Source organism: Stenotrophomonas sp. SrG (assembly GCF_050031795.1).
GTDB classification, from domain to species: Bacteria; Pseudomonadota; Gammaproteobacteria; order Xanthomonadales; family Xanthomonadaceae; genus Stenotrophomonas; species Stenotrophomonas rhizophila_A.
On sequence record NZ_JBNBBE010000005.1, the window covers coordinates 1 to 14975 of the forward strand.

Annotated in this window: 15 protein-coding genes; 4 read left to right on the forward strand and 11 right to left on the reverse strand. The window is 67.9% G+C overall.

Annotation, left to right across the window (positions count from 1 at the left end):
* The 3 genes from ACQG3P_RS06040 to ACQG3P_RS06050 form a co-directional block, all read left to right on the forward strand.
* The coding region (locus tag ACQG3P_RS06040; RefSeq protein ID WP_426804506.1) for a uroporphyrinogen-III synthase at nt 1-590 on the forward strand (590 nt) is incomplete at its 5' end.
* Between the two features lie 108 nt (nt 591-698).
* A complete protein-coding gene (locus ACQG3P_RS06045; protein ID WP_426804507.1) occupies nt 699-1670 on the forward strand; it encodes a uroporphyrinogen-III C-methyltransferase in 972 nt (323 codons plus the stop codon).
* 3 nt (nt 1671-1673) lie between these two features.
* Complete coding sequence (locus ACQG3P_RS06050) at nt 1674-2987, forward strand: heme biosynthesis protein HemY (protein ID WP_426804508.1); 1314 nt, start codon at nt 1674-1676, stop codon at nt 2985-2987.
* A 64-nt stretch (nt 2988-3051) separates the two neighbouring features.
* Here ACQG3P_RS06050 and ACQG3P_RS06055 read toward each other — a convergent pair whose 3' ends face one another.
* Complete coding sequence (locus tag ACQG3P_RS06055; RefSeq protein WP_095362474.1) at nt 3052-4347, reverse strand: acetyl-CoA C-acetyltransferase; 1296 nt, start codon at nt 4345-4347, stop codon at nt 3052-3054.
* A 92-nt stretch (nt 4348-4439) separates the two neighbouring features.
* Here ACQG3P_RS06055 and ACQG3P_RS06060 point away from each other — a divergent pair, with 92 nt between their 5' ends.
* Nucleotides 4440-5327, forward strand: coding sequence for a hypothetical protein (locus ACQG3P_RS06060; protein WP_426804509.1), 888 nt, complete (start codon nt 4440-4442; stop codon nt 5325-5327).
* A gap of 108 nt (nt 5328-5435) precedes the next feature.
* Here ACQG3P_RS06060 and ACQG3P_RS06065 read toward each other — a convergent pair whose 3' ends face one another.
* The 10 genes from ACQG3P_RS06065 to ACQG3P_RS06110 all read right to left on the reverse strand — a co-directional run bounded on the left by ACQG3P_RS06065 (nt 5436) and on the right by ACQG3P_RS06110 (nt 14681).
* Nucleotides 5436-6065 (reverse strand): superoxide dismutase family protein, encoded by a 630-nt coding sequence (locus ACQG3P_RS06065; protein WP_426804510.1) that lies wholly within the window; start codon nt 6063-6065, stop codon nt 5436-5438.
* A gap of 53 nt (nt 6066-6118) precedes the next feature.
* Nucleotides 6119-6688, reverse strand: a complete 570-nt coding sequence (locus tag ACQG3P_RS06070) for a superoxide dismutase family protein (protein WP_095362473.1) — start codon at nt 6686-6688, stop codon at nt 6119-6121.
* A gap of 71 nt (nt 6689-6759) precedes the next feature.
* Nucleotides 6760-8208 carry a nitrogen regulation protein NR(I) gene (gene ntrC, locus ACQG3P_RS06075; RefSeq protein WP_426804511.1) on the reverse strand — a complete coding sequence of 483 codons (1449 nt, stop codon included), beginning with the start codon at nt 8206-8208 and terminating at the stop codon, nt 6760-6762.
* Nucleotides 8198-9259: a two-component system sensor histidine kinase NtrB gene (locus tag ACQG3P_RS06080; RefSeq protein ID WP_068848254.1), complete on the reverse strand. Its 1062-nt coding sequence runs from the start codon at nt 9257-9259 to the stop codon at nt 8198-8200. The genes ntrC and ACQG3P_RS06080 overlap by 11 nt, the downstream gene beginning before the upstream one ends.
* A 160-nt stretch (nt 9260-9419) precedes the next feature.
* Nucleotides 9420-10433 (reverse strand): tetratricopeptide repeat protein, encoded by a 1014-nt coding sequence (locus ACQG3P_RS06085; protein WP_426804512.1) that lies wholly within the window; start codon nt 10431-10433, stop codon nt 9420-9422.
* Nucleotides 10434-10493: 60 nt separating this feature from the next.
* Entirely contained in the window at nt 10494-11429 is a 936-nt protein-coding gene (locus tag ACQG3P_RS06090; protein WP_426804513.1) for an HAD family hydrolase, read from the reverse strand.
* A 90-nt stretch (nt 11430-11519) separates the two neighbouring features.
* The gene (locus ACQG3P_RS06095; protein WP_217539271.1) at nt 11520-12062 is read right to left on the reverse strand and encodes a hypothetical protein; all 543 of its coding nucleotides are present in this window, start codon (nt 12060-12062) and stop codon (nt 11520-11522) included.
* Between the two features lie 10 nt (nt 12063-12072).
* Nucleotides 12073-13248, reverse strand: a complete 1176-nt coding sequence (mltA, locus tag ACQG3P_RS06100; protein WP_426804514.1) for a murein transglycosylase A — start codon at nt 13246-13248, stop codon at nt 12073-12075.
* A 71-nt stretch (nt 13249-13319) separates the two neighbouring features.
* Entirely contained in the window at nt 13320-14057 is a 738-nt protein-coding gene (locus ACQG3P_RS06105; protein WP_426804515.1) for an N-acetylmuramoyl-L-alanine amidase, read from the reverse strand.
* Nucleotides 14058-14165: 108 nt separating this feature from the next.
* A complete protein-coding gene (locus ACQG3P_RS06110) occupies nt 14166-14681 on the reverse strand; it encodes a hypothetical protein (protein WP_426804516.1) in 516 nt (171 codons plus the stop codon).
* Between the last annotated feature and the right edge of the window lie 294 nt (nt 14682-14975).

Sequence of the window (14975 nt, forward strand, 5' to 3'; positions counted from 1 at the left end):
TCGTGGTGTTCAGCAGCCCGGCGGCGGTGCATGCCGCCGCGCGGCTGCAGCCGCTGCAGGCCCCGCACGCCGGCACCTGGCTGGCGGTAGGCGCCGGCACTGCCGCTGCGCTGCGCGGGCATGGCGTTGACAACGTGGTGGCTCCCACCCGGATGGACAGCGAAGGCCTGCTCGACCTGCCGGCGCTGGCCCAGCTGCAGGGCCTGCGCGCGGCGCTGGTTACCGCCCCCGGCGGGCGCGGCATCATCGCCAGTACGCTGCAGGAACGTGGCGCGACGTTGCAGCGGGTGGATGTTTACCAGCGCAGAGCGCTGCGCCTGCCGCCCCGGCAACTGCAGCGGCTGCGCCACCAGGCCGGGCCGTGGGTGCTGGCGCTGAGCAGTGCCGAGGCCCTGGCGCTGCTCAGCCAACAGCTGCCGGCGGACCTGCTGGCGCAGCTGCGCCAGGCGCACGTGGTGGCCGCCAGCGAGCGCTTGGCCGCGCTGGCGACGGACGCCGGATTCACGCGGGTCACCCTCGCCGCCGGCCCGCTGCCGGCGCAGCTGGCGCAGGCCGCACACGCGGCTGTCACCACTGCGGCAACTTCCTGAACAGGGGTCGTTTGCGGCCTTGCAGGGCCTGCGGGCGGCGAGCGATGCTGTGCACTTCGTCGATCGCCAGCTCGTGAATGCACCGGCGCGGTCGACAAGGATGCCTGCATGAACGACATGGTTCCGCCCCCGCCCCACCGACCGCTGCGCTGGATCGTGCCGCTTGCCGCGCTTGCGGTGGTGGCCGGTGGCGCCGCGTGGGGCTGGACCCAATGGCAGGCGCAGCAGGCGCGTGTCGCGCAGCGCGAGGCCGATGCCGCCGTGCTCGTGCAGGGCCTGGCCGGCAGCGTGGAAGCGCTGCGCCGCGACCAGCGCTCCACCTCGCAGCGGGTGCAGGATGCGGCCGCCACCAACCGGGTGCTGCGCGATGAAATGCTGGGCCTGAGCCAGCGCAATGCCCTGCTGGAAGAGAACCTGGCACGGCTGGCCGACAGCACCCGCCACAACGCGCAGGCGCTGCAGCTGGAAGAGGCCGAACTGCTGCTCAGCCAGGCCGGCCAGCGCCTGGCGTTCGCCGATGACGTGGAGGGCGCCAAGCGCCTGTACGCCTTGGCGGCCACGGCGCTGGAAGACGTCCAGGGCACCGAGTTCCTCAACCTGCGCCAAGCGCTGATGCAGGAACGTAACGCGGTCGATGCCCTCGGTCCGGGCGTGCGCGCCGGCATCAACCAGCGCCTTGGCACCTTCTCGCAGTCGCTGCTGGCGCTGCCCGAACAGATCGCTCCGGCGACGGACACCGCTGCGCCGCCGTGGTGGCACCACGTGCTCGCCCCGTTCGTGACCATCACCCCCACCGCAGTGCAGGGTCCTCTGACCCGCGCCGAGCGCACCGCCGCATGGGATTCGCTGCAGCTGGAGCTGACCCTGGCCCGTGCCGCGGTTGAACGCGGCGACCAGGCCGGCTTTGAACAGGCATTGGATCGGGTGGCGCTGTGGATGCCACGGCTGTGGCCGGATTCACCCGGCCTGCGCGAGCGTCGTGGTGAACTGCAGCAGTTGCGCACCCAAGTGCTACGCCCGCCGCTGCCCGAACTGGGCAGCACCCTGCAGCAACTGCGCGCCATGCGCGATGGGAGTTGATACATGAAGCCGATTCAATCCGTGGTGGTGCTGTTGCTGGCCGTGGTGCTGGGCGTGGTGGCCGCGCAATGGCTGGGCACCGAATCGCTGCGCCAGTACGGCGAGGTGATCTACCGCGCCGGCGGCAACGATTACCGCTCCACCGTGCCGCAGGTGGCACTGATGGTGCTGGTGGGCCTGCTGGTGCTGTGGCTGCTGTGGAGCCTGGTGGCCTCGCCGTTCCGTGCCTGGGGCCGCTACCGCCGCAAGCAGGGCCGCGCCCGCCTGATCGAAGGCATGCAGGCGCATGAGTACGGCCACTGGCAGCGCGCCGAGAAGCTGCTGGGCACCGCCGCCGAGGACGAAGAAGTAAGCGCGGTGGCCTACGTGACCGCCATCCGCAGCGCCGAAGCGCGCGGGGACCAGGCCGCGGTGGACCAGTACCTGCAGCGCCTGTCCACCACTGATGCCACCGCCTATGCGCTGATGCAGGCCGAACGCCTGCTGCAGCAGGAGCGCCCGGTGGATGCGATCAACGCGCTGGATGCCCCCGGCATCCAGCCGCTGCCGCCGCGCGGCCTGTGGCTTCGCACCGAAGCGTTGGCACGTGCCGACCGCGCGCACGAGGCCTACGGCCAGCTGGGCGCGCTGCGCAAGCAGAAGGTGCTGCCCGATGAGGCCGTGGCCGAACTGGAAGTGCGCCTGGCCGCGCAGTCGCTGCTGGAGGCGGGCGATGTGAATGCGCTGGCCGCGCAGTGGGAAGCCACCCCGAAGGCCCTGCGCAGCGACCCCGATGTGGTGTCGGCCTACGCGCTGCGCGCCGTGGCGCTGGATTGGGATGAACCGGCCCTGCTCAACCTGGAACAGGCGCTGGATACGCGCTGGGACGAATCGCTGGTGACGCTGTACGGTCAGATGCCGGTGGAGAAGCTGGCCACCCGCCAGGCCAACCTGCAGCGCTGGCTGGGCCAGCAGCCGTCCAGCCCGGCCCTGCTGCTGGCGCTCGGCCGCATCGCCGCGCGCCAGGGTGAGCACGTCCAGGCCGAGGATTACCTGCACCGCGCCATCGCCGCCGGCGCCGGCTCCCCCGCCTGGGAAGCGCTGGGTGAGGTCTTCACCGCACGCGGCGAACCCGCGCTCGCCGCGCAGTGCTACACCAACGCCCTGCGCCAGCAGCGCGGGGAAGACAGCGTGGTGCTCGCGCGCCCGGTCGCCCCACTGGCGGCCGTAGTGCCCGAACGCGCCACGGTCGAAGAACTATCCTTGATGAGCGAACCGCTGCCGGTGCGCGACATCCATCGCGACGAGCGCGATGAATACGGCAACCCGATCCGCTGACGCCGTCCCCAACAAAAAAGGCCGCCCAACCGGGCGGCCTTTTTTTTTGCGCGATGCGAACAACTCAGCGCTCGACGATCGCCACCACGCCCATGCCGCCGGCGGTGCAGATCGAGACCAGCGCGCGGCCACCGCCGCGTTCGGCCAGCTGCTTGGCCGCCGTGGCGATCACGCGTGCACCGGTAGCCGCAAACGGATGGCCGGTGGCCAGCGACGACCCCAACGGGTTGATCTTGGCCGGGTCGATCCTGCCCAGCGGCGCATCCAGGCCCAGGCGGTTGCGGCAGTAGTCTTCGCTTTCCCACGCACGCAGGGTGCACAGCACCTGCGCGGCGAAGGCTTCATGGATTTCGTAGATGTCGAAATCCTGCAGGGTCAGGCCATTGCGCTTGAGCATTTCCGGCACCGCGATGGTCGGCGCCATCAGCAGGCCTTCGCCGTGCACGAAATCAACGGCGGCCACCTGCGAATCGCGCAGGTAGGCCAGCGGTTCGTGGCCATGCGCGCGCGCCCATTCCTCGCTGGCCAGCAGCACCGCCGACGCACCATCGGTGAGCGGGGTGGAGTTCGCCGCGGTCAGCGTGCCGCGGCCGGAGACCTTGTCGAAGGCCGGCTTCAGCGTGGCGAGCTTTTCCAGCGAGGTATCCGCGCGCAGGATGTTGTCGCGCTCCACGCCGCGGAACGGCGCGATCAGGTCATTGAAGAAACCGCGCTCATAGGCCGCGGCCAGCTTCTTGTGCGAGGACACCGCCCACTCGTCCTGCGAATCGCGGGAGATGTTCCACTCCTTGGCCATGTCTTCGCAGTGGTCGCCCATGCTCTTGCCGGTGCGCGGTTCGGCCACGCCCGGGAATTCCGGCTTCAGTTCGCCCAGCTTGAAGCCGCGCACGATCGCCTTGATCTTGTCGCCGGTGGTCTTGGCGCGGTTGGCGGCCAGCAGGCGCGCGCGCAGCTTCTTGCCGTACACGATCGGCACGTCGGAGGTGGTGTCCGAACCGCCGCCGATGCCCGATTCGATCTGGCCCAGCGCGATCTTGTTGGCCACCGCGATGATCGTGTCCAGCGAGGTGCCGCAGGCGCGCTGCATGGTGATGCCCGGGGTGAGCGGGGACAGGCCCGAGGACAGCGTGGCTTCGCGGCCCAGGTTCCAGTCGCTGGAATGCTTGATCACCGCGCCCATCGCCACTTCGCCCAGCTGCTGCCCGTGCAGGCCGAACCGTTCCACCAGCGCGCCAAGCGTACGTACCGACATGCCCAGGTTGCCAACGTCCGAATAGGCGGTGTTCTGGCGGCAGAACGGGATGCGGACGCCACCGAGAATGGCGACGGGACGAGCGTTGGGCATGGAGATACCTGGCATGGGAGGGGTGTCTGCAACATGGCCTGCACGAAGGAGCAGGCATAATGGGGCCAAGTGTAGCTGCCGCCCTGTGATGGGCCAACTGTGAACCCATGAGCAAACCCGACCCCGGCATGAATGCCCTTGGCGTACTGGCATTGGAACTGGCCGGAGGAGACGCCCCCCGCCACGCGGCCCTGACATCCGCGCAGGCGGGCGAACTGGCCGACCGCGTTGGCCGCGACCTGGCCAAGCTGGTACCCGGCGTGAGCGGACTCGATTTCGTGTTCGCCGGCGCCCATTTCGACCCCGCCGAAGTCCTGCGCCCCGGCTGGCCGATCCACCGCCGCCTGGAAGAACTGCAGATGCGTGCGCCCGGCCGCAACGAAGGCCCGCGCCTGCTGGCGTTCGGCGCCGGTGCCGACGGCGAAGTGCCGCTGCCGTTCCAGGCCGATGCGAGCCTCACCGGCGGTGGCCTGCGCGTGGTGCCGTTCCTGCTGACGGGCACCGACGTGACCCAGACCACCGCCGTAGCCGAAGCACTGGAAGAGGTGCTGCTGGCCCAGGGCATGGCCCAGGCCGATACCGCCCTGCAGGCGCAGAACGCCTTCGGCGCGCAGATCGAGCACGCCCGGTATTTCACGGTGAACGACCTGGCCGCGATGATGTCGATGCAATACGACAACCAGGGCCTGGCCGAGTTGTGGCCGCTGATAGAAACGGCGCTGATGGCGCCGCAGTCGGAGCAGTGGCTGGACAGAGCGCCGGAACCGCTGCTTCGATACGCTGACGGCGAAGTGCGTATGGCACTGTTCGATCCGGCCGGCTGGTGCAGCTACTACAGCCACGACAAGGGCAACTGCGACCGCCTGCAGGGCATCTACGAGCAGTACCTGATGCGTCAGCGGCAGATGGCTGCCGTGCTGGAAGCGCACGGGCTGCCGGTGCTGTTCGTGCATTGCGAAGCGGGCCAGGATGCGCGGGAATTGTTGACCCGCTGACGGTGACGCCGCGCAGCCACGCAGGGCGTGGCGCTACCGTTCAAGAAAAACGCCGGCGATGCCGGCGTTCTTCGTTTCACGGGGCCGGCCAACGGCCGGCGCTACCGGTTACGGTGCGGCTTTGATGACCGCACACGCCAGGCGCGCACCGGCGTTGCCGGTCGGCTGGGTCTTGTAGTCGTCCGGGTCGGCATGCACGATCAGGCCACGACCGATGATGTCGCTGTCGTTGCCTTCGCCGATGTTGACGTTGGTCGACACGGCTGCATCCACCACCGCGTTGCCCTGGGCGTCGGCCTTGATGTTGGGGATGTCGCCACCGTGGTGCGGGGTGGTGGCCACGTTGCCGTGGTCTTCCTTGCTCGGGTTGAAGTGGCCGCCGGCGCTGTCGCCGTTCGGCGCGCTGCAGTCGCCCTTCTCATGGATGTGGAAGCCGTGTTCGCTGTTCGGCTTCAGGCCGCTGACCTGGCCCTTCACGTGGACCTTGCCGTCGACGACACTGAAGGTCACGTTGCCCTTCACGTCATTGCCTTGGGTCGGGGCCAGCTCGGCCACGGCACTGTGGTTGGCGTGCGCTTCGCTGGTCATCGCCGGCGGCGCTTCGGTGGTGCGCGCGGTTTCGGCGATCGGCGGGGTGGCGGCGGCGGGATCGGCGGCGGGCGCATCGGCCGGCTTGTTGCAGGCGGTCAGGCCGATGGCGGCAATGGCGGCGAACAGTGAGGTATGGATCAGGCGCATGTGGATCTCCTTGCGGGTAACGAGGGAAAAAGCGACGTCATTGGACAGCGCGTTCAGCGCGTGACCCGGATGACGCCGCAGGCGATTCGGGCGCCGGCGTTACCTGCCGGCTGGCTGCGGTAATCGTCGGCGTTGGCATGAACCACCAGCGCACGACCGACGATGTCGGTGGCTGCACCGCCGCCGAGGGTAACCGCTGGCAGGCGTACATCGACGCTGACCCGGCCCTGCGCGTCGGCGCGCAGGTTGTCCATGTCGCCAATGTGATGTGCCCCAGCGCTGTTGCGGCCATGCGGCTGGTTGAACGGGTTGAAATGCGCCCCCGCGCTGCTGGCGTCAACGGCACTGCAGTCGCCGCGTTCATGCACATGGAACGCCGCCGCCTGCAGCGGCCGCAGTCCACCGATGGTGCCGGTGATGTGCACGCCGCTGGCGTCCGGCACCATCACCAGGCGCCCGCTGACGATACTGGCCGACGCCGGCGCCAGGTTGGCTTCAGCCTGCCGGGCGGTGCTCACCACCGGCACGCTGGGTGCCGGCGCAGGCGCCTTCTGCGGGGCGCTGCCACAAGCGGCAAGCACCAGCAGGGTCGGCGTCAGCAGGGCGATGTGGGAACGACGCATGGGGTACTCCTTGGATCTGCAAACTAGCGTTGGGGTCGTCCACACACCATGAAAGGCGGTGAACGCGGGGTTCATCCGCCGCGTCGGCGCCCGGCGCCGAGCTTGCGGGTCAGGGTATTGCGGCCCATGCCCAGCCGCGCGGCGGCTTCGGCACGGCGGCCGTGGGTAATCTGCAGCGCCGCCTCCAGCAGCGCCTGGTCCACCCGGTCGCGCACCTGCGCATGCAGGCCTTCGGCGCCTTCTGCAAGCCGTTGCCGGGCCCACGCCGAGAGCAGGGCTTCCCATTGGCTGGGATCGCCCTGCGCGCGGGTGCGCGGCCCGGCACCGCGATGCAGCGCGCTGTCCACATCGGCCACGCCGATGGTGTCGGATGCAGCCAGTGCGGCCATGCGCCAGCACACGTTTTCCAGCTCGCGCACGTTGCCCGGCCAGTCGTGCTCGCGCAGCGCCTGCAACGCAGCGGCGGTGAGCCGTTTGGGCGGCGTATCCAGCTTGCGCGCGGCGGCGGCCAGGAAGGTGTCGGCCAGCTGGGCGACGTCATCGCGGCGCTCGCGCAGCGGCGGCAGGCGCAGCCGCACCACGTCCAGCCGATGCAGAAGGTCGGCGCGGAAGCGGCCCTGCGCCACCAGCGTTTCCAGGTCCTGGTGGGTGGCCGCAATCACGCGCACATCCACCCGGATCAATTCGCGGCCACCCACACGGAAAAACTCGCCTTCGGCCAGCACGCGCAGCAGGCGGGTCTGCAACGGCAGCGGCATGTCGCCGATTTCATCCAGGAACAGCGTGCCGCCATTGGCCTGCTCGAAGCGGCCTACATGGCGGCGCTGCGCCCCGGTGAATGCGCCGGCCTCATGACCGAACAGCTCGCTTTCCAGCAGTTCGGACGGAATGGCCGCCGTGTTGAGCGCCACGAACGGGCCCTGCACGCGCGGCGATTCGTGGTGCAGCGCATGCGCCACCAGTTCCTTGCCGGTGCCGGTTTCACCGTTGATCAACACCGACAGCGGCGCCTGCGCGAGGCGGCCGATGGCGCGGAACAGCGCGCGCATGGCCGGCGTGTCGCCGACCAGCTGCGGGCGCTGGTCAGGCGCGGGCTCCACTGACGGGAGGCTGGGCTCGACCAGGGGGGTGTCCGGCTCCGGCAGCACGCGCTGGGCCAGGGCCACCGCATCGTCCAGATCGAACGGCTTGGACAGGAATTCCTGCGCGCCGCCACGGAACGCACCGGCGGTGCTGGCCACATCGGTATAGGCCGACATCACGATCACCGGCAGTTGCGGGTGCGCGGCCTTGAGCTTGTCCAGCAACACCAGCCCGTCATCGCCCGGCATGCGCACATCGGTGAACAACAGGTCCGGGGCGGGTTGGCTGCCCAGCATCTCCAAGGCCGCCGCCGCGCCATCGAAACCTTCCACCGCATAGCCGGCATCGCGCAGCGCGGTGCACAGCACGAAACGTACCGCGCGGTCGTCATCCACTACCCAGACACGCTGGGCGGTGGCTTGGCTGTCATCCGCCATGCGCGGTCTCCTCGGCAGCGGGGGTGCCTTGCCCGATCGGCAGATGCACGGTGAATACGGTATGCCCGGGGCGCGAGCGGTAGGTCAGCGTGCCGCGGTGTTCGCGCGCCACCTGCTGGGCCAGCGCCAGGCCCAGCCCGGTGCCTTCGGCGCGGCCGCTGACCAACGGCAGGAACAGGTGCTCGGCCAGCGTTTCGGGCACGCCACGGCCGTCATCGGCAATCTCCAGGCGCAGCGCCATCGGCTGCAGCTGGTCGCCGATGCGCACGCCATGTTCCACCCGGGTGCGCAGGGTGACGGTACCCGCCCCGGCCTGGATCGCATTGCGCACCAGATTCCATATCGCTTGGGTGAGACGGTCGGCGTCGCCGTCGAATTCGGGAATGCTGGGGTCATAATCGCGCTGCAGGCGCACCGCCCAGCCGCCTTCGCTTTCGGCCAGGCGCAGCACGCGCTCCAAAGAGGCGTGGATGTTGAGGGGCGCATGCGGCGCGGCCGGAGCCGGCGACAACAACTGTTCCAGCAGCCCGTTCAGCCGTTCGATTTCCGAGCCGATCAGCTCGATCAGCTCGCGCTCTTCCGGGTCGCGCTGGGCGCTGCGACGGGCCAGCAGCTGGGCCGCGCCCTTGAGGCCGGCCAGCGGGTTGCGCAGCTCGTGGGCCAGGCCTTTGAGGGCGGCACTGAGGGCACTGGGCAGGGCCTGGGTCGGGTCCAACCCGGGGAACTCATCCACCGGGTGCGCTTCCAGCAGCCAGCCGTCTTCCTCATGCCGGCTCAGCCAGCCCTCGGCGAAGCGCGGGGCCTCCCCGGGCAGGGCCAAGGCCAGCCGGTGCAGGCGCAGGGTGTCGCGCTCGCCGCGCGCCAGGAAGTGGGCCAGCGCCTCGCCCTGTACCTCCAGCGAGGCCAGCGGCTGGCCGAGCAGGCGTCGCACGCTTACCCCCAGCCAGCGCGCAAAGGCCGGGTTGCAGCCGGCGACGCGGCCTTCGGCATCGGCCCAGGCGACAGGGGTGCCAAGGACTTCGAGGGACGGAGACGGTGGTGCGGGGGTCATTGCACCAATGTAGTGCAAAACGAGGGTCTATTTCCCCTTCCGTCCGCTGCAGGAATCCCAGAGCGACGTAACGGCATTGGCGGGCCCCCTCAGGACGTGCGCCAGTAACTCATTCGACTTCCACCAGCGTGGAGCCACGCAGGGCGTGGCGCTACAGGTGTCATCGTAGCGCCCGGCGCTGTGGGCACTCGTCCGGATCGAACAACCCGTAGGTGCGCAGGATCTCGAGGTCGGCGCGGGCCCTGCGGTATCCCTGCACTGCTGCCTCGCAGTACCAGGCGATGCTTGCCTCCTCATCCTTGGGTACACCGCGCCCGATGGAATAGAGATAGCCCAGCCGGGTCTGGGCCGGGGCGTATCCGGCGGTGGCCGCCTTGCGGTACCAGTTGAACGACTGGGGCTCGTCCTTCTGCACTCCGATCCCTTTGCCGTAGATGTCGCCGAGCCTGGTCTGCGCTTGGGTGTCGCCACCCTCTGCGGCCGCTACCAGGTCTTCCACGGGGCCGAAGGCTCCCGGACTTTCGGCCTCGCCGCACCACACCTCGTATTCGCCGCGATACAGGCAGAGCGCCATGCGCGACTGACTGACGCCGAGTTGCGATCCGTCCTGCAGCGCTGCCTTGCCGTACCAGCGCTTGGCTTCATCATCGTTTTTGGCGAGACCTGCGCCGCCCCGCTGATACAGGCTGGCAAGGTTGTGCTGCCCGGCGGCAGAGCCCTGCTCGGCCGCCTTGCGCAGCCAGACCAGCGCTTGGGCGTTGTCTTGTTCCACGCCCTGTCCATTGAGATACAGCATGCCCAGGTCGGACTGTGCAATCACTTCGCCCTGCTCCGCCGCCTTTCGCACCCAGACGATGGCCTGGGCCTCGTCCTTGGGCACGCCGATTCCACGCAGGTAGAGCGCACCCAGTTCGGATTGGGCAGGACCGTAGCCCTTGTCAGCCGCCTTGCGATACCAAGCGGCGGCCTTCGCCGCATCTTTGCGGACACCGGCACCGCTGAGATACAGATTGGCCAGTTGGTACTCTGCTTTCGCGTTGCCCGATTTTGCGGCTGTCTGGATACTCTTCAGCAGGGTTGCTTCTTCATCGCTGAGCGCATGGGCGCTGCAGGCCACCACGGCCATGCCGACAAAAAGCACCACGCGGCTTACTGCGCGGATCACGCCTTCCATGGACTTTCTCACTCGTCATCATCTCCAGATGTTCTGGTGGGGATGATATCGGGTCCGCCGCTAATCCACGAACACCTTCGCCCAGTCCTCCCGGACGCTGACCAGCGGCCACCCGCGCTCCTTCGCCAGCGCCACCGACTTCTGGGCGCCCGAGGTATACGCAATGTCCCGCTCGTCATCATCGTGGGTAACCAGCAACGCCAGCGAGGCGCCCTTCCCCTGCGTGGCGAACTGCAGCATCTGGATGTCGCCATTGGAGTTGCCGGCAGCGAAGATCGGGCGCGCACCGATGCGGCTCCATATGCGCACCACTTTGTTCGGGCCGTCGTCGAACACCTCCAGTTTCGAGGTGTGGACCAACTTGCCGATGCCGTCTTCTTCGCGGTACTGCAGCGCGACGGTGGTGCCGACCACGCGCTCGGGCGGAACGCCGTACAGCTCGCGGGTGATCGGCCGCATGAAATCGCGTCCGCCACCGGACACGATGTAGTTGGTGAACTGGTTGGCTTCCAGGTACTGCAGCAGCTCGCGCATGGGCGCGTAGGCGGTCTTCAGGTAGGGGCGTTTCAGCACCGGGTTCTCCGCGCTGCGCAGGAACTGGTCGGCCTTGCTGGCGAACGACTCCACGTCATCTTCGGCATAGGCCGAAAGCAGGCCGGCCGCCATTTCCTTGAGCGTGGTGTCATCGCCTTCGTAATGCTTGGTGATGACATCGCCCAGCCACGCCTGGTCCTTTTCATGAACGGCTTTCCAGGGTTGCCGGTCGCGTAGCGACGGGTCTGCTTCAGCCTGTTCGGCAATGCGGCGCAACAGGAAGCCGGCCTGGATCGGCATGGGCTTTTCGCACCACAGGCAGCCGTCGTTGTCGAACACGGCGATCCGTGCGGCCGGCGGCACGTAGTCGGGGCCGTCCTCCAGGGTGACCCGTGCGACGTAGGCGATGATGGCCTGGCGCGTGGCGCCGGCGTTCCAGCTTTTGAGCAGTCCTTCGTGCATGGATATGACTCGAGGGGGCTTGAAGCTGGAATGCTAGCCCTGGCGCACGGCGGCTACCTGCGCAGAATCACTGCGCTGGGCGCAGTAGTTCTACTGGGTGCGGCGCCTCAACGCCATGATCGCTTCCGGCAGCTCCACACGCATCTGTTCGCGCAGCGCGTCAGCCACGCCGTGGTAGCGCCGACGCTGGAAGAGGTAGCAGCCGACGAACAGCCCCAGCATCATCAGCATCGGCCAGGCGGCCGCGACTACCAAGGGCATCGCCACGCACAGCCCGCCGATGGCAAGCGTCATCCAGTTGCAGATGCCTTCCACGCGTACCTGGTTGCGCTTGGCATCCACCACTACCAGCCCACGCATCACCGGGTAGTAGCGCCCGGTGAAGTTCATGCCGAAGCTCTCGCGGAAGGCCATGCGGCCGTCGGGAAGCGCGCGGAATACCAGCGGCAGCCACCTCTGGGTGGCTACATCGCGTTCCAGGCAGTTCAGCACCAGCCTCTCGCGCATGGCGGCGTTGGCGGGTATGCGCTCGTTGAACAGGCGGATACCGGTGACGAAGTAAAGCGGATTCCAGGTCAGCTCCAGGATGATCTCCAGCACCATCACCGCGACCACTACGTAGAAGATCGCCATGCGTGGGTCCTCAGCCGCCAGCGGCCGTAATGGTGGGTAGGGCGGCACCCTTCGGCCACAGCAGCCAGAGGTTGCCCTTCTGCTTCATGTCCCCCGCCAGCTTGCCGGCGGCGTCGCCCGTGCCCCAGTACAGGTCAGCCCGTACTTCGCCGGCAATGGCGCCGCCGGTGTCCTGCGCGGCCACCGGGCGCACCACCGGGCTGCCGTCCGGGCGCGTGGTGGACAGCCACAGCAGGCTCCCCAATGGCACCACGGTGCGGTCCACCGCCACGCTGTAGCCGGCGGTGAGTGGCACGTTCAACGAGCCGCGCGGGCCTTCGTCGCCTTCCGGCCCCTTGGTGAAGAACACATAGCTGGGGTTGCTGGCCAGTAGCTCGGTCACGCGCTGCGGGTGTGCATCGGCCCAGGCGCGGATCGCGTCCATGGTGACGTCCTCCTTCTTCAGCTCACCTTGCGCCACCAGCCAGCGGCCGATCGGGCGGTAGGGATGCCCGTTCTGGTCGGCGTAGGCGATGCGCAACTGGCGGCCGTCGTCCAGGCGGATGCGGCCCGAGCCCTGGATCTGCAGGAACTGCAGGTCCATCGGGTTGGACAGCCAGGCCAGCACGGGCGCGTTGACGCCCTTGGCGGAGATCTTTGCTGCGTCGTCGTAGGGGCGAAGCACGCGCCCTTCCACGCGGCCACGCAGGCGCTTGCCCTTGAGCTCGGGGTAGAGCTCATCGAGCTGCACGCTGACCATGTCGGTCGGCACGCCATAGACCGGTACGGACGTCTTGGCAGTGCGGGTGAGGCTGCCGCTGTACACCGGCTCGTAGTAACCGGTGATCAGGCCATCGGCGCGGTGGCCGCCGGCACGCAGCGAATAGACCTCGAGGCGGTCCTGCAGGAACTGGCGGATCGCCGTTGGGGTGTTGGCGATGTTGGCAGCCGCCGCGCAGGTGGGCGCCCAGGTGGCGTCGCTCTTCAGCCGCGGGCAGGCGCTGCGCCAAGCGCTGAAGCCGGCCTGCAGGTCGCTGTCGCTGACCGCGGGGAGCGCGTTCCATTCCGCCTTTGCGTAGGTGGCGGGACTTGCAGACGGCGGCGCATCGGACTTGGGAGTGCTGACGCTGCAGGCGCTGAGCAGGGACAGACCTAGAAGGGTCAAGGCAGGGTGCCTGGTTGCAGCGGTGATGCGCTTGGCCTTCATGGATGCTCGTTCTGGGCGGTATCAGCGATTGATTGTAGGGGGTTGCTGAAGCAGCGGACCAACCGGCCGCTCTACCGCTGCAGGAGCAGCGAATGCAGGATGCGGGCGTCCTCGACGTCGAGCGTGGGCGGGAGGTCGTCGCGGCCACGGAAACGGCGGTGGAAGGCGCCGGCGGCGGCGGCGCGGTCGTCAAGCGGGTAGCCGAAAGCCTGCAGGGCCAGCCACGGGTCGAAGCCCTCCGGCGCCGGGCCGTCACTGGCGCGGGGCCAGACGCCGAAACCTGCTTCGGCCAGCCGCTGCCACGGGAAATAGCGGCTGGGGTCCTGCTTGCGGGCCGGCGCCAGATCGGAGTGGGCGATGATCTGGGTGCGCGGGATGTTAAGACGGGTGCACAGATCATCCAGCAGGCGGATCAGCGCGGCGATCTGGTCCGCGGCAAACGGACTGCTGCCGTCGTTGTCGATCTCGATGCCGATCGACGCTGAGTTGAGGTCGGTGATGGTGCCCCAGCGGCCGCCTCCGGCATGCCAGGCACGGCGGTTGTCGGCCACCAGCTGGTAGAGGTGGCCATCCGAGCCCACCAGGTAATGCGCACTGACCTTGCCACCGCTGTTGGCGGTACGCAGGGTGTACAGGCTCTGTTGCACGTTGTCCTGGTCGGTGTGGTGCAGCACGATGATGACCGGGTTGCGCACGTTGTGGTTCGGCGAAGGTACCCACGTCGCCAGCGGGCTACGCACATCGGTGCTGGCGCAGGCGGCAAGCAGGAAGGCGGTGAGCAGCACGAGCGGGAGGCGGATTCGGCGCATTACCCGATTGTGCTTGATTCGGCGGCCGGATGCGCGGGGTGCAGGGGAGATGGCTCAACACGCTGTGGCTTCGGCGATGTGCTGGGAGCGCCCCGTCACAGACCCTGCCTACAGCTTGAATTCCTTGCTAAGAACCTCAACCGCGTCGAGCACTACCGTGCAGCGCTTTGCGTTTGCGGCGGGCATCAGCTTGCCCAGCAGCGGACCGAGCGCGGTGTAGAAGCTCTTGCTGCAGGCCGCGTCCTTCTCAAACGGTAACGCATGGCCATCCGCGTCAGCTGCGATATGGCACTCAGACACCAAACTCTCAGGCAGCACCGCGATGGGTGCGCTCTTCATTGTGGCCATGTCCAGGATGGACACCATCTCGTTGCAACCGCCACTCAGCACCTTTCGCTGATATCGGCCATCGAAAATGACATCCTTGGCATCTGTACCGCTGAACACGGCCTTCCCGTTGATGCTCGCGGTCACCTTGTTGGGTTTGAACATCCCTACCGATACGATGCAGACCTCAGCCGTAGCGGGGGAGCCCTCCAGGTCCCTTGTTTCCGACTGACATTCGGCAAGCGCCACGGAGGTGCCCGCCATGGAGAGGAGCATGATTGCGGCTGAGGCGTACATTCCGTGTTTCATCATGAATCAGTCATTTTTGAAGTTTCGGTGCGGGCGCTTTGGCATAGCCGAAGATCCACACACGTGCATAGCATCGCAGGTAACGGTCACCACCGGTACCCATAAGCCCAAACGGCATTGCCGACTGCGAGAGCCAGAAACATGCAGCCAACAGACAAGGCCGCGCCCGGTGACCGAAGAACTTCAATGCGGTCAACCAAACGCTTCTGCGCCTCACTCAGAGAGTCGCGCTTCAAGCCAGCCCAAAGCATGAAAATGTAGACCGATAGCACTGCAAATACG

What these genes read in the sequence shown, in the direction of transcription:
- ACQG3P_RS06070 (WP_095362473.1), bottom strand. Translation starts at nt 6,688, where the DNA reads ATGCGTCGTTCCCACATCGCCCTGCTGACGCCGACCCTGCTGGTGCTT.
- mltA (WP_426804514.1), bottom strand. Translation starts at nt 13,248, where the DNA reads ATGAAGGCCAAGCGCATCACCGCTGCAACCAGGCACCCTGCCTTGACC.
- ACQG3P_RS06085 (WP_426804512.1), bottom strand. Translation starts at nt 10,433, where the DNA reads ATGGAAGGCGTGATCCGCGCAGTAAGCCGCGTGGTGCTTTTTGTCGGC.
- ACQG3P_RS06095 (WP_217539271.1), bottom strand. Translation starts at nt 12,062, where the DNA reads ATGGCGATCTTCTACGTAGTGGTCGCGGTGATGGTGCTGGAGATCATC.
- ACQG3P_RS06050 (WP_426804508.1), top strand. Translation starts at nt 1,674, where the DNA reads ATGAAGCCGATTCAATCCGTGGTGGTGCTGTTGCTGGCCGTGGTGCTG.
- ACQG3P_RS06060 (WP_426804509.1), top strand. Translation starts at nt 4,440, where the DNA reads ATGAGCAAACCCGACCCCGGCATGAATGCCCTTGGCGTACTGGCATTG.
- ACQG3P_RS06080 (WP_068848254.1), bottom strand. Translation starts at nt 9,259, where the DNA reads ATGACCCCCGCACCACCGTCTCCGTCCCTCGAAGTCCTTGGCACCCCT.
- ACQG3P_RS06110 (WP_426804516.1), bottom strand. Translation starts at nt 14,681, where the DNA reads ATGTACGCCTCAGCCGCAATCATGCTCCTCTCCATGGCGGGCACCTCC.
- ntrC (WP_426804511.1), bottom strand. Translation starts at nt 8,208, where the DNA reads ATGGCGGATGACAGCCAAGCCACCGCCCAGCGTGTCTGGGTAGTGGAT.
- ACQG3P_RS06065 (WP_426804510.1), bottom strand. Translation starts at nt 6,065, where the DNA reads ATGCGCCTGATCCATACCTCACTGTTCGCCGCCATTGCCGCCATCGGC.
- ACQG3P_RS06090 (WP_426804513.1), bottom strand. Translation starts at nt 11,429, where the DNA reads ATGCACGAAGGACTGCTCAAAAGCTGGAACGCCGGCGCCACGCGCCAG.
- ACQG3P_RS06055 (WP_095362474.1), bottom strand. Translation starts at nt 4,347, where the DNA reads ATGCCAGGTATCTCCATGCCCAACGCTCGTCCCGTCGCCATTCTCGGT.
- ACQG3P_RS06105 (WP_426804515.1), bottom strand. Translation starts at nt 14,057, where the DNA reads ATGCGCCGAATCCGCCTCCCGCTCGTGCTGCTCACCGCCTTCCTGCTT.
- ACQG3P_RS06045 (WP_426804507.1), top strand. Translation starts at nt 699, where the DNA reads ATGAACGACATGGTTCCGCCCCCGCCCCACCGACCGCTGCGCTGGATC.